Raw genomic sequence first — 20,988 nt, 5'->3', positions numbered from 1 at the left:
CTGACCGGTCAATTTTGAACGGTCGAGTCCGAGAAGCGCGTTGCTTCAGTCGGCTTTAACCAATTCGGGTTAGCACCCGGATCGTGATGCCGTTTCTGAGGCCCCGGCCGGTTCCCAGGCGCGTTGAGGAGTGCAGTTCCTCGACGATGCCGGATAATAGCCATGGCCCAAGGGCTTATGGCGCGGTGCTCGATCTGTTGCCGGTGCCGTGCGCAGTCGTGTCGCTGGAGGGGGAGGCGCTGCATTTCGAGGCGCTCAATCGCGCCTTCCGGACCGCAGGCCTGGGCGTTACGCCTGCCGAATCACCGCTGATCCGCTTGCTGGGCAGCCGCATTCGCAAGTTCCTCGGCTCGGACGAAACCCAGTGCGAAATCGCCTGGCAGTTCGGGGATGAAGTCGACAGCCGTCATTTCCGGGTGATGATCGCGCGGCGGCCGAGCTCGCGCGGCACCGGTCGCTGCCTCGTTACGCTGGTCGACCAGACCTCTGAGCTGCGGACCGAGCACAGCCTTCGCCGCGAAATGGCGACCGACAGCCTTACCGGACTGCCCAATCGCGCCGGCTTTTCCGACGAAATAGAAAATCGTATCGGCCCCGATGATGCCGCGCGCCATGCCGTGCTGGTGATCAATCTCGACCGGTTCAGCCGTGTCAATGCCTGTGCCGGTGGTCTGGCTGGCGACGAACTGTTGATTTCGGTGGCGCGCCGGTTGAAGGGGGCGCTCCGCAGCCGCGATGTCCTCGCCCGGATGGGGGGCGATGAATTCGGCGTGCTGATGGTGCTCGACGACGGCACGAACGACGCGCTGCATGTCGCCAAGCGGATACACGCTGCTCTCGGCAATCCGTTCAGGCTATCGGACTTCGAGATTCGCGTAGATTGCTCGGTCGGCATTGCGCTGGGGGCCGATGCCGATGGCGATCCCGAAGACCTGATCCGTAACGCCCAGTTCGCGGTGAAACGGGCCAAGAAAAGCGGCCGTACCGAAATCTATCACACCCGCGCCTTCGATCTGGCGCGCGAGCAATTCGCGATCGAAACCGAACTGCGTCGCGCGATCGAGAATGGCGGGCTCACCTTGTGCTACCAGCCGATCTGCGACCTGGCGACGGGGCGGATCGTATCGTTCGAGGCGCTTGCCCGCTGGACCAACGAACATGGCGTGCGGGTGTCCCCCGACGAATTCATCCCCGTTGCCGAGGAATCGGGGCTGATCCTGCCGCTCGGCCGCTGGGCGATGGAAGAGGCGGCGCGTACGCTGGCCGGCTGGGATGCGCAGGCCGGCGGTGACTGCGGGATTCGCGTGGCCGTCAATCTTTCCGCGATCCAGCTCCAGCGCGACCAGATCCCGGCGATGGTTAAGGCCGCGCTCGACGCCCATCGGCTGTCTGGCGACCGCTTTACGCTGGAGCTGACCGAAAGCGCGATCGTCACCGATCCGGATCGCATCGCCCAGACGATGAAGGCCCTGAAGGATCTGGGCACCACGCTGGCGATGGACGATTTCGGTACCGGTTATTCCAACCTTGCCTATCTGCAGAAGCTGCCGATCGACATTTTGAAGATCGACCGCAGTTTCGTGACCGGCATGCTGGCCGACCGCGACAAGATCGCCATCGTCCGGGCGATCCTCAGCCTCGCCCAGGCGCTGGGCATGCGCACCACGGCAGAGGGCATCGAAACCAACGAGCTCGCCCAGACACTCGCTGCGCTGGGGTGCACCTTCGGCCAGGGCTTTCTCTATTCGCGGCCGGTGCCGGCGGACGAGGCCTTTTCGCTGATCGGCGTGCCCAGCATCTGAGCGACGATCGTGTCGGCGATGGCGTCGGCTCGGGCGGCATCGGGGAAGCTCTCCGCAATCCACTGATCCTCGACAGCGCGGAGCGCGCGCGCCACGTCGGGTCCGCGCGCCAGCCCCCGTTCGACCAGCACGCCGCCGCTGATCGGCAGCGTCGGGACCGTCCATGCCTCCAGTTCGCCCAGACGCGCAGGATCGGCATCGGACAGCAGCAGCCGATCGACTGCCTCGGCCACGCCGATGCGATAGGCAAGCGCGCGGATCGGCTCGCCCTGATAGGGCATCAGTGCCAGCACCAGCCGCTTGCGCTGCGCGTTTGAAAGCTTGAGCCGGGCGCCGATCGTCTCGCCCAGCATCGCATCGCGTGGCAGCAGCGAGGCCAGCCGGCGGATCGGGTCTGCCGCCGTGCCCGTCGCCGTCTCGCGCGCTGCGAGGCGGGCAAGCAGGTCGGCATCGGTGATCTCGGGTAGCACGGGCGCGAAAATGCCGCGTTCCAGCATCAGCCCGACCACCCTAACCGCATCGCGCGCAACGAGCAGCTTCAGCAGTTCGTCGCGGATCCGTTCGCGGCTGAGCGCCATCAGGTCGCGCGCGCGGGCTGTGCAGGCGTCGAGCCCGGCGGGATCGGGCGCGTCGCCGAACCGGGCGAGGAAGCGAAAGAAGCGCAGGATGCGCAGATGATCCTCGGCAATGCGGCGGAGCGGGTCGCCGATGAACCGCACCCGGCGCGCCGCCAGATCGTCGAGGCCGCCGAAATAGTCGTAGAGCGTGCCCGACAAGGGATCGGCATAGAGCGCGTTCATCGTGAAATCGCGCCGCGCCGCGTCTTCGCGCCAGTCATCGGTGAAGGTTACGGTCGCGCGCCGCCCGTCGGTAGAAACATCGCGGCGCAGCGTCGTTATTTCGACCGGACCGCTGTCCAGCACGGCAGTCACGGTACCATGCTCGATACCGGTCGGCACCGCGCGAATACCGGCGGTGCGGAGGCGGGCGATCACGGTTTCGGGGGTGAGCCGGGTGGCCAGGTCGATATCCGCCACTGTCAGCCCCAGCAGCGTGTCGCGCACCGCGCCGCCTACGAAGCGCGCGTCACCATCCTCCGCGCCCAGCACCTTAGTCAGCTGCGCCAGCCCGTCGCGGCGGCACCATTCGGCATCGGGCAGGATCATGGCTGCCACTGCAACCGCCGCGAAAGATTGACCAGCATCGCTGCCGTCGCGCCCCAGATTCTCCGCTCGTTCCACAATATCTCGTAATAGCGCCGTTCGCGGTCCTGGTAGAAGGCAGTGCGTTCGGCATGGTTGGCGGCGTCGAGCAGAAAGGCAAGCGGGGCCTCGAACACGTCGGCGACTTCGGCTTCGGAGGGCACGAGCGGCAGGTCGGGCGGCACGACGCCGATTACCGGCGTCACCTGATAGCCGGTGACGGTGCGATAATGCTCGACCGTGCCGATCACGTCGACGGTACGCCAGGGCAGGGCGATTTCCTCCTCCGCTTCGCGCAGGGCGGCGGCGACAGGGCCGCTGTCCTCGGGATCGATGCGGCCGCCGGGAAAGGCGATTTGCCCGGCGTGGCGGCGCAGATTGGGATTGCGCTGGGTGAGGATCACCCCCGGTTCGGCACGGTCGGTAACGGCGACCAACACGGCGGCGGGCCGGGTTTCCGCATCGGGATCGAAATCATAATGATCGCCCGGCAACAGGATCGGTGCCACCGCATGTTCCGTCGCCAGCGCTGTCCGCAGCCGTTCGGCCAGGGTCATGCATCCGGCTCCAGCGGAAAGAAGGCGCCATTGCTCCACACGCCCGGCGGAGTCGATCCATTCGACAGCGCCATATGGGCAAGCTCGTAATAGGCGGCGCGCGTAACCAGCGCCTCCAGGCCGCCGCGGACGTGCAGATAGGGGTGTGGTCCATCTTCGCGCGATTCGAAGCGCAGACCATGCTCCGGCCCCGCGACCACCAGCTCTTCGGTATTGAGCCGGAAGGCGAGCCGCGCCTGGGCGCCTTCGCCTTCCACCTTGAGTTCCACTGCCAGGAACGGCGCGTCCTCGACGGCAATGTCCAGCTTTTCGACCGGCGTGACGAGGACATGGCGGCCATCGGCTTCGCGCCGCAAAATGGTGGAAAACAGCCGTACCATCGCGGGCCGGTTGATCGGCGCGCCCTGATGATACCAGGTACCGTCGCGGGCGATTCGCATCTCGCTGTCTCCGCAATGCGCCGGGTTCCAGCTTTCGACGGGCGGCAGGCGATTCGCCTCGGCGAGCCGGGCAATCTCGGCGAGCGAGAGGCTGGCGAAATCGGGCGGGGGCGTCATCGGCATGGCAAACCCCTTAGACCGGAACCGCAGCCTTTGTCGAAGCCGGCGAAATCCCTAGGGCGCGGTGGTCAGGCTGCCTGGCGCAGTCGTGGCCCTATCATGCCGCTGCCTTCGGGCACCGCATCGCCGCGCGCGAGCAAACGGCGCGGCTCGAAAGGCCCGGGCAGGCGCCAGCCGGCCGTTCGATCGGCCGTGAAGCCGAAGAAGCGGCCATAATATTCCGGATCGCCTATCAGCATCGCGGCATCGGCGCCGGGATCGGCGGAGCTGGGCAGGGCAGCGAGGAGGCGTTCCATGAGCGCGCGGCCGATGCCGCCCTGCTGCAGCCTGGGTTCCACCGCCACCGGGCCGACCATCACCATAGGCGCGGCGCCGCCCCGGTCGCAGACGAGTTCGACCGGCCAGGCCTGTATGACCCCTGAAAGGCTGTCGTCTTCGCCCAACCGCGCAAAGCTCAAGCCCGCAATCGGCAGAGTCCCGCTGCGCACGCGATAGGCCGTTCGCTGGTGCCGGTCGACGCCGAACGCGCGATCGAGCAATGCCTCGACCGCGAGCGGATCCACCGAAGAGAGCGGCACCATCTTGTCCACGCCTGGGCCTTTCACCCTGTGTCCCCGGCACCAGTTGCAAGGGGCGGGGCGCTGTACCGTCCCGGCGGCGCGGTGCAAGTGCAAATTGCTGCGGGTGCGGTGCGCCGCATGCACCGGGCTTTCGCCCGCCGCCGCATCTGCTATGGCGCGCGCCAGTTTTTCGAAAGGTCCGTTGATTGCCCGACCTATTGCAGCTTCAGGTTCACGACCTGGAAGTGGACGTTCTGACCGGCGTCTATTCCGAGGAGACGCATCTGCCGCAGCCGCTCCGTATTTCGGTGACGGCCGACCTCGACCTTCCTAAGCGATTCGCGCCGGATACGCCGCTCAGCGCGTCCAAAAGCTATATCGATCTGAAGCACGCCGCCACCGACGCGCTGCCCAAGGACGTGCATTTTACGCTGATCGAGGCTGTGGCCGACCACATCTGCGAAACGCTCTTCATCTCCGATTCGCGTGTGCGCCGCGTCGAGGTGCGGATCGTGAAGCTGGCGATTGCCGAACAAGGCGAATCGATCGGCATCCGGCTCGTGCGGCACCGCCGCTGACGGACGGGCAGGGCGCTTTGGCCCCGCCCGCCGCAAGGGGTATCAGCTGCACGGCCCCAGGTCGCGCAGCACCAGCGCATAGTCCTCGCGCGCGGCGGCAGCGTTTTCCTGCTCTTCGGACGCGACTGCATCGTCGGGCAGGGTACGCGGCAGCCCGCAGGCCAGACGATACCAGAGCAGCGTGTCATGCGCCGGGGCACCGGCGGCATTGTCGACGATATCGCCCAGCGACACTGCCCAGCGCGTCTGTTCGCCCGGGCGGCGCAGGATTTGCAGCGAAATGGGCGCGCCCGTGGACGTTTTCAGAAACACCTGGGTCTCGCCTTCGCCGGGCAGCGTGCCGGGGACATGGAAAGCATTGCCCACACCCGTGACGGCCGGCGGCGCATTGGCGGCCAGAAGGTCACGCACGATCGTGCGCACGCGCTCGTCGAGCAGCGCCGACCAGGCGAACTGGCGGTCGAGCCCGGTGAGCTGCACCTGCCCGGGCTGTCCCGCGACGTCGCGCGCGAAAAGTAGCACGCGCTGCTTCTTCAGCTTGGGTACCTTGCCGCGAGAATCGAGCGGCACTTCTGCAAGGTAGCTGATCTGCGCGGGCAGCGGATGCGCGCCGCGAATCAGTGCCAGAACATCGGCCTGAACGTAGAGGCGAGCCCGTCCCGGGGCCAGTCCGGCAGCATCGCTGTCCTTGATTTTGATCACATCGGCAATGCGCGCGTCGATCACGAACGGGGCACTCGCGACAGCCGTGGCGACCGTGACATAGGTTGGTAAGACAGCCGGGGATTCCTGGCGGTTTTGCGGGATTTGCGCGGCCGCCGGCAGGGCCGCCACGCAACAAAAGACCATGGGGAGGAGGCGCTTCATGGCGCCGCCGTTAGCCGATTGCGCTGTGGTTATACAGAAATAATTCTGCCATGGTCCGCTTGTAGGACCAATTCGTCCGACAAAGAGTTTGCGTCGTTCGGATGCCCACGATACAGACTCGGCGCTCTCGCCGAAGAGGACGCATCTGCGATTCACGGCGGGCGGACTTGTGCGCGGCAGCCAGCCGTCCAGGGTCGCATGCAGGATTAGAGGGAGTGACGTTGCCGAATGGCTTACGCTGACCGTAATGTAAGTGGCAGCCGCGTCGTCGCGATCGTTATGGTCGCGATCATCGTCGCTGGCATGGGTTATGCCTTCGTCACAGGTCTGGCATACCAATACATCAAGAAAAAGGCGGAAGAGCTGAAGACCTTCGAGGTCGAAGAGCCGCCGCCCCCGCCGGAAGAGATTCCGCCGCCGCCGCCGCCGCCGGATACGCCGGTGCCGCCGCCCCCGACGCAGGTCGTGGTGCCGCCGGCCATCGTGCAGACGGTGTCGCCTGCGCCGCCGATCCCGACCACGCCGGTTATTCCGCCCGCGCCGCCGATTTCGCCGCCGGCACCGCCTGCTCCTCCTGCTCCGCCGGCGCCTGCCGCTCCGGTGATCAGCAAGGCTGCGGCTGCCAAGGGCAATCCGTCGTCGTGGGTTACGCCGGATGACTATCCGCCGTCGGCGCAGCGCGCTGGCGAGCAGGGCAGCGTGGGTATCGCGTTCCAGATCACTGCCGATGGCCGTATCGCCGATTGCTCGGTGACCAAGTCGTCCGGTTCGCGTGCGCTGGATGAAGCGACCTGCCGTCTGGTTACCCGCCGTGGGCGTTATTCCCCGGCACTCGACCAGGCCGGACACCCGACCCCGGGTGGCCGCAAGGCGCTCACCTTCACCTGGCGTCTCCAGGATCAATAAGGCCAACCTGGTTGGCCTCGGGTCAGCCGTGACAGATATTCTTGCAAGGGAAAGAATCGACCAATGCTCACGACCATTCTCGCTGCCGGCGCTACCGCAGCCAAGGGCGACAATCCGTACGGCCTCATTCCGGCGCTGAAGGAAGGTGGCCTTATTTCGCAGACGGTTTTCAGCATTCTGGTGCTGATGCTGTTCGTGTCGCTCTACATCTTCTTCACCAAGATCTTCGAGCAGCAGAAGATCATCAACCAGGCGAAGCGCGTCCGCGCAAGCTTCTGGAGCAGCACCAGCCTGCGTGAAGGCGCTGCGAAGCTCGAGAAGAACTCGGCCTATCGCCAGATCGTCGATGACGGCCTGGAAGCCCAGGATCACCACAAGCTGCTGACCGATCCGGTCGAAGCGCATGACTGGCTGCACGGCTCGCTGGCGCGTTCGGAAGCGTCGATCAACTCGGCGCTGAACGGCGGCCTGGCCTTCCTCGCGACCGTCGGTGCTACTGCGCCGTTCATCGGTCTGTTCGGTACGGTTATCGGTATCTACCGCGCGCTCATCAAGATCGGTGCGCAGGGTCAGGCTTCGATCGACGCCGTCGCCGGCCCGGTCGGTGAAGCGCTGATCATGACCGCGCTGGGGCTCGTCGTGGCCGTTCCGGCCGTGCTCGCCTACAACTTCCTGCAGCGCCGCAACAAGGCGATCGCGGAAGGCCTCAACGCCTTCTCGAACGACGTGCTCGGCTACCTGGCTTCGGAAGGCAAGGTGAAGCCCGCTGCCGCTGCGGTGAAGAAGGCTCCGGCCGCTGCCGCTGCCAAGCCGGCGACCACCACCGCCGGTCAGGCGGGCGGTGTCCAGACTCCGCGCTCGTAACGACTGAGGCGCGGGGCTGCCGGGATCGCGCAGCCCCGCCGCCGGTCCTCCCGGCCCGGCGAACAAGAAGGATAGGATAGCGCCCAATGGCGATTAGCACAGGCAGCGGTGGCGACGACACCCCGATGTCGGACATCAACACCACGCCCCTCGTGGACGTGATGCTGGTGCTCCTGATCATCTTCCTCATCGCCGTTCCCGTTGTGATCCAGACGGTCAACCTCACGCTTCCCAAGGTGCAGTTCGAGCCGACGGTCACCAAGCCCGAGAACGTTTCGCTCTCGGTCAAGTCGGGTCCGGATGGCTGCGAGGTCTATTGGGGCATGACGCGCGTCAACCATGGCGAACTGCTCGACAAGGCAGTTGCGAAGCTGAAGGCGGAGATCGAGCGCCAGGGCGGTCCGAATGCTGCCGGCCTCGAACTTCCCGAAGTGCACATCCGTGGCGACATCAACACGCCCTACAAGTGCATCGGCGGCACCATCTACACGATGCAGATGGCAGGGTTCGTGAAGGTCGGCTTCATCTCGGAACCGGAACCCGGTTCGACGACGACCCGGCTGTGACCGGCACCGTTTAGGGAGTTACTGAAATGGCAATGAGCGGTGGCCGCGACGACGGCGAACCGATGATGGAGATGAACACGACGCCGCTTATCGACGTCATGCTCGTGCTCCTCATCATGTTCATCATCACCATCCCGGTCCAAACCCACGCGGTGAAGGTCGACCTGCCCCAGCCGAACAACACGCCGCAGAACGTGGTCGAGCCGGACAAGAACAAGGTATACATCGACCCGCAGGGTAATGTGTACTGGAACAGCATGCCGATCGACGATGTGACGCTGCGCCAGTATCTGGACGCATCGCTGACCAAGTCGCCGGAGCCGGAGCTGCACTTCCAGCCCGATCCGCAGGCCCGCTACGACGTGGTCGACCGCGTGCTTGCGATCATCAAGCGCGCGAACGTGACCAAGCTCGGCTTCATCGGCAACGAGCAGTATCGCAACGATTTCTGATCGCGCTTCGGCCGTCGGAACGTGAAGCAAAGGGCGGTCCCGAAAGGGGCCGCCCTTTTTTTCGCATATGCAGATTTCCGGGGTTGCGAGCCTGCAACCAAAGTGTCACAAAATAGTCATTCCAGTGACATGAAAATGCAAGGCTGGTGTAACACGATCTAGGAGATTGCGATGCGTATCGAACTTGTGGTCGCGGCCGCTGCGCCGCTGATGCTGATGGCTACCCCGGCTGCTGCACAGGATGGGCCGATGGCGGCGAGGCAGATCCTCACCGGCGCCTTCCCGCAGGCCGAAAAGACCCTCGTCTCGGAAATGCAGGTGAACCCCGGCCGTCCCGAAGTGAAGCTTAACCTTGCCGCTGTCTATTATGCCACCGGCCGTCGCGACGAGGCGCGTGCCCTCTATCGTCAGGTGCTGGCGCAGCCCGACGAACAGATGCAGGTTTCGACCAACCATTGGCGCGGGTCGCACGAAATCGCCCAGACGGGCCTCCGTTATCTCGATTCTGCCCAGCGCACTGCTTCGCGCTAAACCATAGACCCCAGAGGGCGGCTGGCGACGTATTCGCGAACCAGCCGCACCGGGCAGACACTCCCCTTCATGTCGAGCCCACTACGCCGGATAATCTGCCCGTAGAAAGAACAGTCCGTCGGGTGGCGCATTGAGGCCCAGCTTGGTCCGGTCCTGCGCAGCCAGCGCGTCCCGTACATCCTCCACTGACCATCTTCCCTGACCGACCAGCGCGAGGCATCCGACCATCGACCGTACCTGATGGTGCAGGAACGACCGGGCAGAAGCGAACACGCTGATCCGCTCGCCTTCCGCTACCACGTCTAGCCGATCAAGCGTTCGCACCGGGCTTTCCGCCTGGCAATGCGCCGAGCGAAACGTGGTGAAGTCATGCCGTCCGACGAGATGCCCCGCCGCCGCCTGCATCGTCGCCACGTCGAGCGGGCCGACCACGCGCCAGGCTAGCCCTTTTTCCCAGGTGAGTGGCGCCCGCCGCGTTACGATACGATATTCATAGTGCCGGCCAAGGCACGAGAATCGCGCGTGCCAGTCATCCGCGACTTCCTCACACGACAGGATCGCCACCGGATCGGGCCGCAGGCGCGCGTTGAGCGCTTCCATCAGCCGGAACGGCGCGATCGGCTTGGCGATATCGAGATGCGCCCGCATGCCGAGGCCATGCACCCCCGCGTCGGTGCGGCCGGCGGCATGGACGACCACATCCTCGCCGGTCACAGCATAGGCTGCGTCCTCGATCGCCTGCTGCACGCTGGGGCCGTGATCCTGCCGCTGCCAGCCCATGAACGGGCGGCCGTCAAACTCCACGGTCAGGGCAAAGCGCGTCAAAGCTGTGTTCCCGCTGGAATCGGGAAACCGCGCAGCAGCTCGCCGACAGCCATCGCCCCGCGTCCGGCGCGCTGGATGAGCGTCGGGCGAATCGCGCCTTCGCTGCAATGGATCAGCAGTTCTTCCCCCACCGTGCCCGCTGGTCCGGTGGCGTCCACCAGATCGGCGGCATGGACCCGGAACCGCTCGCCACCCAACTCGAAAAAGGCGCCCGGCGCCGGGTTGAGCGCGCGCACCGCCCGCTCGACCTCGATCGCGCTGCGGGTGAAGTCCAGCCGCGCCTCCGCCTTGTCGATCTTCGCGGCATAGGTGATGCCCTCGTCCGGCTGCGGTACCGCCGGATGCGCATCGAAATCGGCGAGCACCTGCACCATCAGCCGCGCGCCCAGCTCGCTGAGTTCGGCCCGCAATTCGCCGGCGGTCTTGCGATCGATCGGCGTGCGCCCCTCCAGTCGCACCGGGCCGGTATCCAGCCCGGCCTCCATCTCCATGATCCCCACGCCCGTTTCCGCGTCGCCGGCCAGGATCGCCCGCTCGATCGGCGCCGCGCCCCGCCAGCGCGGCAGCAGCGAACCATGGACGTTCAGGCAGCCGAGACGTGGCGCATCCAGCACCGCGCGCGGCAGGATCAGGCCATAGGCGGCGACCACCGCGACATCGGCCTCCAGCGCCGCGAAATCGGCCTGCTCCTCAGCGCCCTTCAGGCTGAGCGGCGTGCGCACTGCGATCCCCAGTGTCTCGGCACGAGCATGGACCGGCGAGGGCGTCAGCGCCTTGCCGCGCCGCCCGCCGGGGCGCGGCGGCTGGCTATAGGCGGCGACGATCTCGTGCCCGGCGGCGACCAGCGCGTCGAGCACCGGCACGGCGAAATCGGGTGTTCCCATGAAGACGATGCGCATATGTCCCCTCAACCGCTTGGCAGGGCCGGGCGCAAGCCCCTATGTCTGCATTCATGGCGTCTCCCGAAATCGAAGCGCTCACCCAGGCCTTGTCGCGGCTGCCCGGATTCGGCCCGCGATCGGCCCGCCGCGCCGTGCTGCACCTGCTGAAAAAGCGGGAGACGGCGCTCGACCCGCTGCTCTCCGCCCTGTCGGCGGTCAGTCAGCGGCTGACGACGTGCCGCACCTGCGGCAATGTCGATACCAGCGATCCTTGCGCGATCTGCGCTGATCCGCGCCGCGACGATCGTTCGCTGTGCGTGGTGGAGGAAGTGGCGGACCTCTGGGCGCTCGACCGTGCGCGGCTATTCCCCGGCCGCTTCCATGTGCTGGGCGGGCGGCTCTCGGCGCTGGACGGCGTGCGGCCGGAGGATCTGCGGATCGACGCACTCGTCCGCCGGGTGGGGCAGGGCGGCATCGACGAAGTTGTGCTGGCGATGAACGCCACGCTGGAGGGCCAGACCACCGCCCACTATGTTTCCGAACGGCTGGAGGCGTTCCCGGTGCGGGTGACGCAGCTTGCCCACGGCCTGCCGGTGGGGGGCGAGCTCGACTATCTCGACGAGGGCACGCTGGCCCAGGCGCTCCGCGCGCGGCGGCCGGTTGCTTGACGCTGCGGGAGCGCGCTCCTAAATTTGGGGGATGGCCATCCTCCCCATCGTCGAAGTACCCGATCCGCGTCTGCGCCTTGTCTCCGAACCTGTGGAGACGGTGGACGATGATTTGTGTGCGCTGATCGGCGACATGTTCGACACGATGTACGACGCGCCCGGCATCGGCCTGGCCGCCATCCAGGTCGGCGTGGCGAAGCGCCTGATCGTGATGGATCTGCAGGAGGAAGAGGACGAGGAGGGCAAGCCGGTCCGGCACCCGCGCGTCTTCATCAATCCCGAAATTCTGGAGCCGTCGGAGGACCAGTCGGTCTATACCGAAGGCTGCCTGTCGGTGCCGGACCAATATGCCGATGTCGAACGCCCCGCGCGCTGCCGCGTAAAGTGGCTCGACGAGAATGGCGCGGCGCATGACGAAGTCTTCGAAGGCCTGCTCGCGACCTGCATCCAGCACGAGATGGATCATCTGCAAGGCATCGTGTTCCTCGATCACCTGTCGCGGCTGAAGCGCGACATGCTGATGAAGAAGCTCAACAAGGCCCGTCGCAGCGCCGCCTGAGGGCCGGGGCTTTTCGTTTCCCGCAGAGGCGCGGAGACGCGGAGAAGAATTTTTCTGCCGCGTAGCGGCTATTTTCCATTCGATTACCGCAGCGGTTGCGACCTGAAAAGCGGCTGACGCCGCAGCATGGCGTGAAACCTCCGCGTCTCCGCGCCTCCGCGTGAACATCCTTTTCTTATTCTACTCTGCGCTCTCTGCGCCTTTGCGCGCATAGTTCTTCTCAGCGTGAACCCATCCCCCGACCGGCTACCAGATCCACCCAAGCCAAGCCCAACCGAGCCCGCCCACCCTTGCGGGAAATCCCCCCGCGCGATAGGTTCGCCTTCTGTTCTGGAGGCGTGATTTGAACCCGTTGCTCATCGTTTTCGTGATCGTTGCCCTTGTCGCCGGCGTGGTACTCGGCTGGCTGCTCGGTGCCCGTGGCACGGCAGAGGCGCGGGCGGAGAGCGCGCGGCGGGAGGCGGATTTCAAGGCCGCCATCACCGATCTTGCCATGGCCGAGGAGCGCGCCCACCAGATCCCCGAACTGCGCGAGGAAGTGGCGCTGCTGCGCGACGAGCGTGACGCCGCCCGCATCGAGCTGGCCGAGCTCAAGGCCAAGGCCGGCGCGTTCGAGGAGCGGCTCGCCGAGTTCATCAACGCGCGGGAGGCGATGTCCGGCCAGTTCCGCGAAACCGCCGCCAAGATGCTCGACGAAACCCAGCGGGCCTTTCTCGAACGTGCCGAGGCGCGCTTCCACCAGGCTGGCGAGAAGAATGAGGAGCGGCTGCGCACGCTGCTCCAGCCGATCGACACCACCCTCAAGCGCTATGAGGAAGGTCTGCAGCGGGTCGAGAAGGATCGCAGCGACAGCTATGGCCAGCTCCGCGAGGCGATCAGCGCCGTCCATGCCAGCCTGGGCGAGACGCGCGCGGAAACCTCCAAGCTGGTCAATGCCCTGCGCGCCGCGCCCAAGACGCGCGGCCGCTGGGGCGAGCAGCAGTTCCGCAACCTGATCGAGATCGCCGGGCTGTCCGGCCATGTCGATTTCGCGTCCGAAGTCTCGGTCACCACTGAGGACGGCATGCTGCGGCCGGACTTCATCATCCGCTTGCCGGGCGACCAGCAATTGATCGTCGACGTGAAGTGCGTGCTCGACGGCTATTTGCAGGCGGCCGAGGCGATCAGCGCCGAGGAGCGCGCGGCGGCGCTCAAGGCGCACGCCAAGGCGATGAACACCCATGCCGAGGCGCTGTCGCGCAAGGCCTATTGGGCGCAGTTCGAAAAGGCGCCCGACTTCGTGATCATGTACATCCCCGGCGACAATTTCCTGTCGAGCGCGCTGGAAGTGGACATGGAGCTGTGGGAGCGCGCGGCGCGCAACCGGGTGATCATCGCCGGCCCCTCGGCCTTCCTGCCGCTTGCCCGCACAGTTGCGTCGATGTGGCGCCAGCAGAAGCTGACCGAGGACGCCCGCGAAGTCGGCAAGCTGGGCAAGGAACTGTACGAGCGGCTGGCGACGGCGGCGAGCCATCTAAAGCGCGTCGGCGGCGGGCTGAACAGCGCGGTGGAGAATTACAACAAGTTCGTCGCGAGCTTCGAAGGCCGGGTGATGGTATCCGCGCGGCGCTTCCAGGCGCTCAACGTGGATATCGGCAACAGCACGCTGGACGCGATCGACACGGTCGACGTGATCGCGCGGGCGCCGACGGCGGAACTGCCGGCGCCGGATGGGGGCGATGTGGCAGAGGAAGCGGCCGCGGCGGAGTGAGGGGGCTACTCGTAAGGTTGCTCCTTATCACCAGCTTCAAAAATCGGAGTTGTCGAATTGCTGGCGCTTCCTCGCGAAGCTTTGTATCGGTCTGAAATTTCTCGCAGTGTTTGTTTTTTTCGTACTTGTCGGACGACCTCAGCAATCGTGGGTAGATGGTTATTGGTTCCATATCTTTCAGGTTTATGGTGAGATTTCCAATATTGGTACCCTTCCTCATCGCTTTGTTCGAGAGGGTTGATTGGAGGCGACTTATTGTTATCAATTGAGTTTATCGCAGCTAGCTGATAAAATGATCTATTATGTATCAAGGAATTAAGCGATTATATTTGATTGCCTGTAGAGTTTTCGTATATAATTGCGAGCTCTATGTCGGCTGCGCTCGCTATTTTGTTTTGTTCTGCAAGAATTTTTGCCCGAGCAATGCCGTGTAATTTTTGCTGAATAGCTTTTTGTTCTTCTTCTCTTTCGCGCAAGAGGTGCTCCTGGTACTTTCCTTCTGTTTCTCGCTTTCTGTATTCGGCTTCTGCCGTTTCCGTAGATCTTATCGCGGCTTCTCGTTGTATCACCGCGTAGCCGATAAGCGCGCATGTAGCAGAGAGAGCGAGCAGCCCGCCGGCCGCAAGATTGCGGCGATTGCGCCTTATAAATGCTGGCGCTTGTCTTGCGGACTTTGCGAGGCGATTGTTGCCCGTTAGCGCAAACGTCAGTGCAAACGCTGCGCCAGTTAAGAGATCAATTGGCGCCCATGTGTCCTGTTGAAAACGAACTGGAAAGACTGGGTTGAACAAAAGTGCGAAAAACCCGAAACCAATTGAAACATTGCGCCAGCTTCTATGCCATAGGTAAAGGCACGTCCAAGTAGATGATGCGGACACAATCAGCCTCAGCAGCGTGTAATAACCGTAATCCGGATCGACGGGATTGGATGCGGCGATAAAAAGCGCGATTGAGGTTATTAGAAAGATTACTCTAGGCGGAGTTGGGAATTTCAAGACGGCTATCCCCCGGAAGTTTCGGGTGAAATATACGCTACCACTTGCACCAGCACCAGCGCATTTCCTTTGCTTCCAGTGCAGCAGCCGCCCAGCGCTTTGCAGCCGGTATAGCCGCTGATCCGCAGCCCCTCCAGTTTCAGCTGCGCATGGTTGCCGGGGAGGGTCGGGTGTCCCCCGATCCCGGTGATGCGCCAGTCGCCCAGGAGGCGCTGTTCGTCGGGGGAGAGCGGGGGTGTCTCGGCGCGGGGCTGCTCGCGGGCGGGGTGGGCTCGACGAGTTGCGCGGCGGCGGGGAGGGGGAGGAGGAGGGCGGGAGCGAATGCTTGCCCCGTGTTCCCCTCACCCTTCCCACTGCATTCGGCAGCGGGCCCCTTCTCTCTCCCACAGGGGAGAGGGAGAGATGGCGTCCTGCTCCCTCTCCCCTGTGGGAGAGAGAGGGAGCGCCGAAGGCGCGGAAGGGTGAGGGGGAGTGGGGTGAAACGGGGGCACCCCCATCCCATCACCCCCGCCGTATCTGGTTCCGCACCTCATAGGCCATCACCGCCGTTGCCACTGCCGCATTGAGGCTGTCGGCTTTGCCCAGCATCGGGATCTTCACCAGCAGGTCGCAGGCGGCTTCCATGTGCGGCGGCATGCCCTGCGCCTCGTTGCCGGTGAGCAGGAAGGTCGGCGCGGCGTAGCGCGGGGCCTGATAGTCATGGTCGGTATCGAGGCTCAGGCCGACGAGCTGGCCGGGGCCGGCGCGCAGCCAGGGCTCGAACTCATCCCAGCGGGCGCGGGCGACGGGGACGGTGAACAGCGCGCCCATGCTCGCCCGCACCGCCTCGACCGAGAAGGGATCGACGCAGTCGTCGAGCAGGATCAGCCCGCCGGCGCCAACCGCGTCGCCGGTGCGCAGGATGGTGCCGAGGTTGCCGGGATCGCGTAAGCGCTCCGCGACCAGCCAGATCGGCGCGGCGCTGCGGTCGATCTGGTCGAGGGACAGTGCGAACTCGGGGTACACGCCGACCACCGCGCCCGGATTGTCCTTGCCGGAGAGCTTCGAGAGGATGTCGGCATTGGTCTCGATCGCCTCGCCGCCCTGTGCCTCGGTGGCGGTGACGAGCGCCGTGACCAGCGGGTGGCGGGCGCTTTCGGCGGTGTAGAACAGATAGTCGGGGATACGCCCGGCCTCGCGTGCCTCGGTCAGGATGCGCAGTCCCTCGGCGAGGAACAGCCCCTCGTCGCGGCGATGGCGCTTGTCGCGCAGATTGCGGATGCGCTTGATGAGGGGGTTGGAAAAGGCAGTGATTTCGCGTGGCATCGGGGCCGTATAGGGCCGGATGGGGGCGGGGGCTAGCTGGGCGCGGAACCCTCGCCGCGCGCGTTCCCCTCCCGCTTGCGGGAGGGGCCAGGGGAGGGGATGGAACGTCGCAGCGCTTCTTCCGCGTCAGTCCCTCCCCCGACCCCTCCCGCAAGCGGGAGGGGAGCGTAAGTGGGAAGGGCTTCCCGCCGTTATTCCTCGTTGAACCGCGCTTCCACCAGTTCCACCACCGCCTGCACGGCGGCTTCGGCGCCTTCGCCTTCGGCGCTGATCGTGATCGTGTCGCCCTTGGCCGCGCCCAGCATCATCAGGTCGAGGATCGAGGTGCCGAGTGCGGTGTTGCCGTCTTTTTCCACGGTCAGCTCGACCGGCTGGGCGCTGGCCAGTGTGACCAGGGCCATGCTGGCGCGGGCGTGGAGGCCCCGGCGGTTTTCGATGAGGACGGTGCGGCTGATTCGGCTCATGCGTTCGGCGGCCCCAGCATTTCGGAAGCGACGGTGACGTATTTGCGGCCTGCATCGCGCGCGGCGAGCACGGCGTCGGTGACCGACATGGTCTTGCGGGCGCTGCCCAGGCGGATGAGCATCGGCAGGCTGATGCCGGCGATCACTTCGACCTTGCCCGCCTTCATCAGCGAGATGGCGAGGTTCGACGGGGTGCCGCCGAACAGGTCGCTGAGGATGATGACGCCTTCGCCCGAATCGACTGCCCGCACGGCGGAATCGATGTCGGCGCGGCGGCCTTCCATATCATCCTCGGGGCCGATGCAGATCGCCGCGATCTGTTCCTGCTTCCCCACTACATGTTCCATCGCGACGACGAACTCCTCGGCGAGTCGTCCATGCGTCACGAGCACCAGCCCGATCATTCTATTCTCCGCCCCTAGCCATGGACACCGGCGCCCCCTCCAGGGAGTCCTGTGGCGCGGTCTGCAAGTCTCGATGCGTCACCGTGGGCGAAAATCCTTCTTCGCGCAACCGGCGGGCCATCCGTTCGGCGACATGCACCGAACGGTGCCGCCCGCCGGTACAGCCGAACGCTACAGTAACATAGGATTTTCCTTCGGCCTGATAGCGCGGCAGCAGCAGGAGCAGCAGCGCCTCGATCTGCGCCATCGCCTGGTCGTAGGCGGGGTCGGCGGCGATATAGGCCGAAACGTCCGCGTCGAGCCCCGTGCCGGGCCGCAGCGCCGCATCCCAGTGCGGATTGCGCAGGAAGCGCATGTCGAGGACCAGATCGGCATCGCGTGGCAGGCCGCGGGAGAAGCCGAAGGATGTGATGGTCAGTGTCGTCTTGCCCGTGCCTTGCTGGCCGAACGTGGCGCGGATGGTGTGGGCGAGCTGGTTGGCGGTGATGTCGGTCGTATCGATCAGCCGATTCGACCAACGTCGCAGCGGGCTCAGCAACTCGCGTTCTTGGGCGATGCCGTCGGCGGCCGGCCGGTCCTGCGCCAGCGGATGGCGGCGGCGCGTTTCCGAATAGCGGCGGTCCAGCTCCGCGCCCGAGCATTCGAGGAACAGCGTGCCGACATCATGGCCATGTTCCTCGCGCAGCTTTTTGATTCGGCGAACGATGCTTTCGGCGTCGAAGCCGCGAGTCTGCGCGCCGATGCCGATCGCCAGCGGGCGCTCGTCATCCGGCTCGGCCCCTTCGCTGGGCGAGGTATCGAGCAGGCGGTTGAGCAGCAGCAGTGGCAGGTTGTCGACGACTTCCCAGCCAAGATCTTCCAGCGTGCGCAGCACAGTCGACTTGCCCGCACCGGACATGCCGGTGACGAGCAGAATCTGTTTGGGGCGACGGCGGCTCATCGGGCGAAATGCTGTAGCGCTAGCCGCGCCTTGGCAGCAGCGGCGATATCATTGGCGCGCAGGCCGAGCAGCGGGAGCTCGGCGCCGGCGATCCGGCGCACGGGAAGCAGGGTGGCGAGCTGCGGCTCTGGATCGAGCAGCGTCACGCACAGACGCACGGCAACGCGGTCCTGATGCGGTACGGTGATGCTGCCCAGGCCAGGCAGCTCGATACTCCCGCCGGTGCCCGCCGGCGCGGTGGCGAACAGCGCGTTGCCCTGGCGCTGGCAGATGCAATGCTCCGCCGCCACCAGCACGCCGCCGCGATCGATCAGGCGCAGCGCCAGATCGGTCCGGTCTGCCGCGCGGCCCTCGATCAGCACCGCAGCGCCGTCAAACGCAACGCAGGTTGCGCCCAGTGTCTCCGAAGAGACATCCGGTACCCGGAATTCCGCCATCAGCCGTACACCGCCATCGGCAGTCGCACTACGAATCGAGCCCCGCTCAATCGATCCTCCCGCGCTTCCACATGGATGCTCCCCTGATGGCCTTCGACGATGGTGCGGGCAATGGCAAGGCCCAGACCCGAATGCTGGCCGAATGCCTCGGTTTGCGGCCGTACCGAATGGAAGCGGCGGAAGATCGCCTCGCGCGCTTCCTCCGGGACGCCGGGGCCTTCATCCTCCACCCGCACTTCCAGCGTGCCGCCGACCGGCTCGGCCGAAAGCGCGACGAGCCCGCCAGGCGGCGAGAAGGACAGGGCGTTCTCGATCAGGTTTTCGAACACCCGTTCCAGCCGGGCCGGTTCGCCGAGCACCAGCATCGGTTCGGTGCCTGTCTGGTCGAACCGCAGGCGGATGTCGCCCGGCAGCCCGCGCGTCGCACGTTGCTCGACCAGGGCGCGGAGCATGCCGACAAGGTCGAAAGGCTCGAAAGTGGCGCGGCTGAGCTGCGCGTCGAGGCGCGATGCTTCCGAAATGTCGGTTATCAGCCGGTCGAGCCGGTGGACATCGTCGCGTGCAACGTCGAGCAGCCGCGTGCGCAGATCCGGATCTTTAACGTTGGAAAGCCCTTCGACGGCGGACCGCAACGAGGCGAGGGGGTTCTTCAGCTCGTGCGTCACATCCGCGGCAAAGGCCTCGGTCGCGTCGATCCGCGCGCGGAGGGCCTGGCTCATGTCGGATAGGGCACGGGCGAGCATGCCGATTTCGTCCCGCCGGTCGGGCAGGCGGGGGACGACCACTTCGCGCGCTCGGCCGAGCCGCACCCGGATCGCCGCACGCGCCAGCCGCCGCAGCGGGCGAACGATGGTGCGCGCGAGGAACAGCGACAGCAGCACCGACACCAGCGAGACGATCGCCAGCACCACGCCCAGCCGGTAGCGTTCCAGCCGCACCGTCTGGGTAATATCGCGCGCGTTGAACGTCGCCATCACCACGCCCAGTCCCGTGATAGGGGCGGCTGCCGTGATGACCGGCGTGCGATCGGGTGCGCGCCATACGGTCGCGGCGGCCGCATGGGTGTCGCGCGCGGTACGCACATCGGGCCAGTCGAATCCCTTGTCGCGATTATGCTCGCGGTAGAGCGGCGCGCGGTCGGCACCCGCCACCTTGTCGATCACCGCATCGAGGAAGCGCGCGGCCGTCTGCCCCCAGGGGTCCTTGTCAGGATCGCGCAGCACGACGTTGCGCAGCCCGAGTTCGCGGCTGTCGGCGATCATCTTGCCGTCTTCGTCATAGAGGCGGATGCGCGTGCCCATGTCGCGCGCCAGGCTGAGCACCAGCAGGTCGCGGCGCTTGTCGGTGGCGGAGGCAAGCGCCTGCGCAATCAGCCGTACTTCGCGGCTGGTTTGCTCCACGCGACTATCAACGATGCGACTGCGATAGCTGTCCAGATAGAAGAAGCCGCCGCACAGCAACGCCAGCGCGAATATGTTGACCGCCAGAATGCGCGGCGTGAGGCTGACCCGGCCCGACCATTGCAGCGCCAGGTCGCGCTCGTCATTCGTCCGAAAAACGGTAGCCCGCGCCATAGAGCGTCTCGATAGCATCAAATTCCAGATCGACCTGCCGGAATTTGCGGCGGACGCGCTTGATGTGGCTGTCGATGGTGCGGTCATCGACATAGATGTCGTCTTGATAGGCCGCGTCCATCAGCTGGTTGCGCGTCTTGACGATGCCGGGGCGCTGGGCAAGCGTCTCCAGGATCAGGAATTCGGTGACCGTCAGCGTGACGTTGGCGCCGTCCCAGGTGACCTTGTGGCGAGCGGGGTCCATCGTCAGCCGCCCGCGTACCAGGACTTCGGCCGGCTCGGCGGGTTCGCCCTCGCTGGTGGGCTGCATCGGCTCGGTCCGGCGCAGGATCGCGCGGATGCGGGCGATCAGCAGGCGCTGTGAAAAGGGCTTGGCGATATAGTCGTCCGCACCCATCGCCAGCCCCAGCGCTTCGTCCAGCTCGTCGTCCTTGCTGGTGAGGAAGATTACCGGAATCATGCTCTTTTCGCGCAGGCGGCGGAGCAGTTCGAGGCCGTCCATCTTCGGCATCTTGATGTCGAGCACCGCCAGATCGGGCGGATTGTCGATCAGTGCCTTCAGCGCGCTTTCGCCGTCCGAATAGACTCGTGTCAGGAACCCCTCGGTCTGCAGCGCGATCGAGACGGAGGTGAGGATATTGCGGTCGTCGTCGACCAGCGCGATCGTAGCGGTCATCGGGTGACGCGAACCTGGCTCTGGATCATCGTTGCAAGCGTTAGACGAAAGTTCGTGCCGCCTCA

25 protein-coding genes are annotated in these 20,988 nt (G+C 65.5%); 10 read left to right on the top strand and 15 right to left on the bottom strand.

What is annotated here, in order from left to right; translation table 11 throughout:
* Positions 1 to 146 precede the first annotated feature (146 nt).
* On the top strand, positions 147 to 1,802 hold the full coding sequence (locus tag ACT53K_RS07545; protein WP_476227946.1) for a putative bifunctional diguanylate cyclase/phosphodiesterase: 1,656 nt from the start codon (positions 147 to 149) through the stop codon (positions 1,800 to 1,802).
* Here ACT53K_RS07545 and ACT53K_RS07540 read toward each other — a convergent pair.
* The 4 genes from ACT53K_RS07540 to ACT53K_RS07525 all read right to left on the bottom strand — a co-directional run bounded on the left by ACT53K_RS07540 (position 1,742) and on the right by ACT53K_RS07525 (position 4,702).
* Positions 1,742 to 2,968: a CCA tRNA nucleotidyltransferase gene (locus ACT53K_RS07540; RefSeq protein WP_476228007.1), complete on the bottom strand. Its 1,227-nt coding sequence runs from the start codon at positions 2,966 to 2,968 to the stop codon at positions 1,742 to 1,744. The genes ACT53K_RS07545 and ACT53K_RS07540 overlap by 61 nt on opposite strands.
* A complete protein-coding gene (locus ACT53K_RS07535; RefSeq protein WP_476227945.1) occupies positions 2,965 to 3,561 on the bottom strand; it encodes a CoA pyrophosphatase in 597 nt (198 codons plus the stop codon). The genes ACT53K_RS07540 and ACT53K_RS07535 overlap by 4 nt, the downstream gene beginning before the upstream one ends.
* The gene (locus tag ACT53K_RS07530) at positions 3,558 to 4,124 is read right to left on the bottom strand and encodes a DUF1285 domain-containing protein (protein WP_476227944.1); all 567 of its coding nucleotides are present in this window, start codon (positions 4,122 to 4,124) and stop codon (positions 3,558 to 3,560) included. The genes ACT53K_RS07535 and ACT53K_RS07530 overlap by 4 nt, the downstream gene beginning before the upstream one ends.
* A gap of 65 nt (positions 4,125 to 4,189) precedes the next feature.
* Positions 4,190 to 4,702, bottom strand: coding sequence for a GNAT family N-acetyltransferase (locus tag ACT53K_RS07525; protein WP_476228006.1), 513 nt, complete (start codon positions 4,700 to 4,702; stop codon positions 4,190 to 4,192).
* A 185-nt stretch (positions 4,703 to 4,887) separates the two neighbouring features.
* Here ACT53K_RS07525 and ACT53K_RS07520 point away from each other — a divergent pair, with 185 nt between their 5' ends.
* Positions 4,888 to 5,259 (top strand): dihydroneopterin aldolase, encoded by a 372-nt coding sequence (locus ACT53K_RS07520; protein WP_476227943.1) that lies wholly within the window; start codon positions 4,888 to 4,890, stop codon positions 5,257 to 5,259.
* A 42-nt stretch (positions 5,260 to 5,301) separates the two neighbouring features.
* Here ACT53K_RS07520 and ACT53K_RS07515 read toward each other — a convergent pair whose 3' ends face one another.
* Positions 5,302 to 6,126 (bottom strand): hypothetical protein, encoded by an 825-nt coding sequence (locus tag ACT53K_RS07515; RefSeq protein WP_476227942.1) that lies wholly within the window; start codon positions 6,124 to 6,126, stop codon positions 5,302 to 5,304.
* A 228-nt stretch (positions 6,127 to 6,354) separates the two neighbouring features.
* On the opposite strand from ACT53K_RS07515, the gene ACT53K_RS07510 reads away from it, so the two are divergent.
* The 5 genes from ACT53K_RS07510 (at position 6,355) to ACT53K_RS07490 (ending at position 9,445) form a co-directional block, all read left to right on the top strand.
* Positions 6,355 to 7,032, top strand: coding sequence for an energy transducer TonB (locus ACT53K_RS07510; RefSeq protein ID WP_476227941.1), 678 nt, complete (start codon positions 6,355 to 6,357; stop codon positions 7,030 to 7,032).
* Between the two features lie 63 nt (positions 7,033 to 7,095).
* The gene (locus tag ACT53K_RS07505) at positions 7,096 to 7,896 is read left to right on the top strand and encodes a MotA/TolQ/ExbB proton channel family protein (protein ID WP_476227940.1); all 801 of its coding nucleotides are present in this window, start codon (positions 7,096 to 7,098) and stop codon (positions 7,894 to 7,896) included.
* Positions 7,897 to 7,982: 86 nt separating this feature from the next.
* Entirely contained in the window at positions 7,983 to 8,462 is a 480-nt protein-coding gene (locus ACT53K_RS07500; protein WP_476227939.1) for an ExbD/TolR family protein, read from the top strand.
* Between the two features lie 26 nt (positions 8,463 to 8,488).
* Positions 8,489 to 8,914 (top strand): ExbD/TolR family protein, encoded by a 426-nt coding sequence (locus ACT53K_RS07495; protein ID WP_476227938.1) that lies wholly within the window; start codon positions 8,489 to 8,491, stop codon positions 8,912 to 8,914.
* A gap of 171 nt (positions 8,915 to 9,085) precedes the next feature.
* Entirely contained in the window at positions 9,086 to 9,445 is a 360-nt protein-coding gene (locus ACT53K_RS07490; protein ID WP_476227937.1) for a tetratricopeptide repeat protein, read from the top strand.
* A gap of 81 nt (positions 9,446 to 9,526) precedes the next feature.
* Here ACT53K_RS07490 and truA read toward each other — a convergent pair whose 3' ends face one another.
* Both truA and fmt read right to left on the bottom strand, forming a co-directional pair.
* Positions 9,527 to 10,270, bottom strand: coding sequence for a tRNA pseudouridine(38-40) synthase TruA (gene truA, locus ACT53K_RS07485; RefSeq protein ID WP_476227936.1), 744 nt, complete (start codon positions 10,268 to 10,270; stop codon positions 9,527 to 9,529).
* On the bottom strand, positions 10,267 to 11,169 hold the full coding sequence (fmt, locus tag ACT53K_RS07480) for a methionyl-tRNA formyltransferase (RefSeq protein ID WP_476227935.1): 903 nt from the start codon (positions 11,167 to 11,169) through the stop codon (positions 10,267 to 10,269). The genes truA and fmt overlap by 4 nt, the downstream gene beginning before the upstream one ends.
* A 53-nt stretch (positions 11,170 to 11,222) precedes the next feature.
* Here fmt and recR point away from each other — a divergent pair, with 53 nt between their 5' ends.
* The 3 genes from recR (at position 11,223) to ACT53K_RS07465 (ending at position 14,128) form a co-directional block, all read left to right on the top strand.
* Positions 11,223 to 11,819, top strand: a complete 597-nt coding sequence (recR, locus tag ACT53K_RS07475) for a recombination mediator RecR (protein ID WP_476227934.1) — start codon at positions 11,223 to 11,225, stop codon at positions 11,817 to 11,819.
* Positions 11,820 to 11,850: 31 nt separating this feature from the next.
* Positions 11,851 to 12,378 (top strand): peptide deformylase, encoded by a 528-nt coding sequence (gene def, locus ACT53K_RS07470; RefSeq protein ID WP_476227933.1) that lies wholly within the window; start codon positions 11,851 to 11,853, stop codon positions 12,376 to 12,378.
* Between the two features lie 343 nt (positions 12,379 to 12,721).
* The gene (locus ACT53K_RS07465; protein ID WP_476227932.1) at positions 12,722 to 14,128 is read left to right on the top strand and encodes a DNA recombination protein RmuC; all 1,407 of its coding nucleotides are present in this window, start codon (positions 12,722 to 12,724) and stop codon (positions 14,126 to 14,128) included.
* A 323-nt stretch (positions 14,129 to 14,451) separates the two neighbouring features.
* Here ACT53K_RS07465 and ACT53K_RS07460 read toward each other — a convergent pair whose 3' ends face one another.
* From ACT53K_RS07460 to ACT53K_RS07425, 8 genes are all read right to left on the bottom strand, one after another.
* Entirely contained in the window at positions 14,452 to 15,123 is a 672-nt protein-coding gene (locus ACT53K_RS07460) for a DUF6804 family protein (protein ID WP_476227931.1), read from the bottom strand.
* Positions 15,124 to 15,624: 501 nt separating this feature from the next.
* Positions 15,625 to 16,428: a TrmH family RNA methyltransferase gene (locus ACT53K_RS07455; RefSeq protein ID WP_476227930.1), complete on the bottom strand. Its 804-nt coding sequence runs from the start codon at positions 16,426 to 16,428 to the stop codon at positions 15,625 to 15,627.
* 191 nt (positions 16,429 to 16,619) lie between these two features.
* Positions 16,620 to 16,892, bottom strand: a complete 273-nt coding sequence (locus ACT53K_RS07450) for an HPr family phosphocarrier protein (RefSeq protein WP_476227929.1) — start codon at positions 16,890 to 16,892, stop codon at positions 16,620 to 16,622.
* Positions 16,889 to 17,296 carry a PTS sugar transporter subunit IIA gene (locus ACT53K_RS07445; RefSeq protein WP_476227928.1) on the bottom strand — a complete coding sequence of 136 codons (408 nt, stop codon included), beginning with the start codon at positions 17,294 to 17,296 and terminating at the stop codon, positions 16,889 to 16,891. The genes ACT53K_RS07450 and ACT53K_RS07445 overlap by 4 nt, the downstream gene beginning before the upstream one ends.
* Position 17,297: 1 nt before the next feature.
* The gene (gene rapZ / locus ACT53K_RS07440; protein WP_476227927.1) at positions 17,298 to 18,236 is read right to left on the bottom strand and encodes an RNase adapter RapZ; all 939 of its coding nucleotides are present in this window, start codon (positions 18,234 to 18,236) and stop codon (positions 17,298 to 17,300) included.
* Positions 18,233 to 18,673: an HPr kinase/phosphorylase gene (locus ACT53K_RS07435; protein WP_476227926.1), complete on the bottom strand. Its 441-nt coding sequence runs from the start codon at positions 18,671 to 18,673 to the stop codon at positions 18,233 to 18,235. The genes rapZ and ACT53K_RS07435 overlap by 4 nt, the downstream gene beginning before the upstream one ends.
* Positions 18,673 to 20,247 (bottom strand): sensor histidine kinase, encoded by a 1,575-nt coding sequence (locus tag ACT53K_RS07430; RefSeq protein ID WP_476227925.1) that lies wholly within the window; start codon positions 20,245 to 20,247, stop codon positions 18,673 to 18,675. Before ACT53K_RS07430 ends, ACT53K_RS07435 begins: the two co-directional genes overlap by 1 nt.
* On the bottom strand, positions 20,216 to 20,923 hold the full coding sequence (locus ACT53K_RS07425; protein ID WP_476227924.1) for a response regulator: 708 nt from the start codon (positions 20,921 to 20,923) through the stop codon (positions 20,216 to 20,218). The genes ACT53K_RS07430 and ACT53K_RS07425 overlap by 32 nt, the downstream gene beginning before the upstream one ends.
* Positions 20,924 to 20,988 lie beyond the last annotated feature (65 nt).

This window comes from Sphingomonas sp. DMC8 (assembly GCF_056314185.1).
The sequence above is the reverse complement of the archived record's forward strand: the minus strand, read 5'-3'. Positions and strand labels throughout refer to the sequence as shown.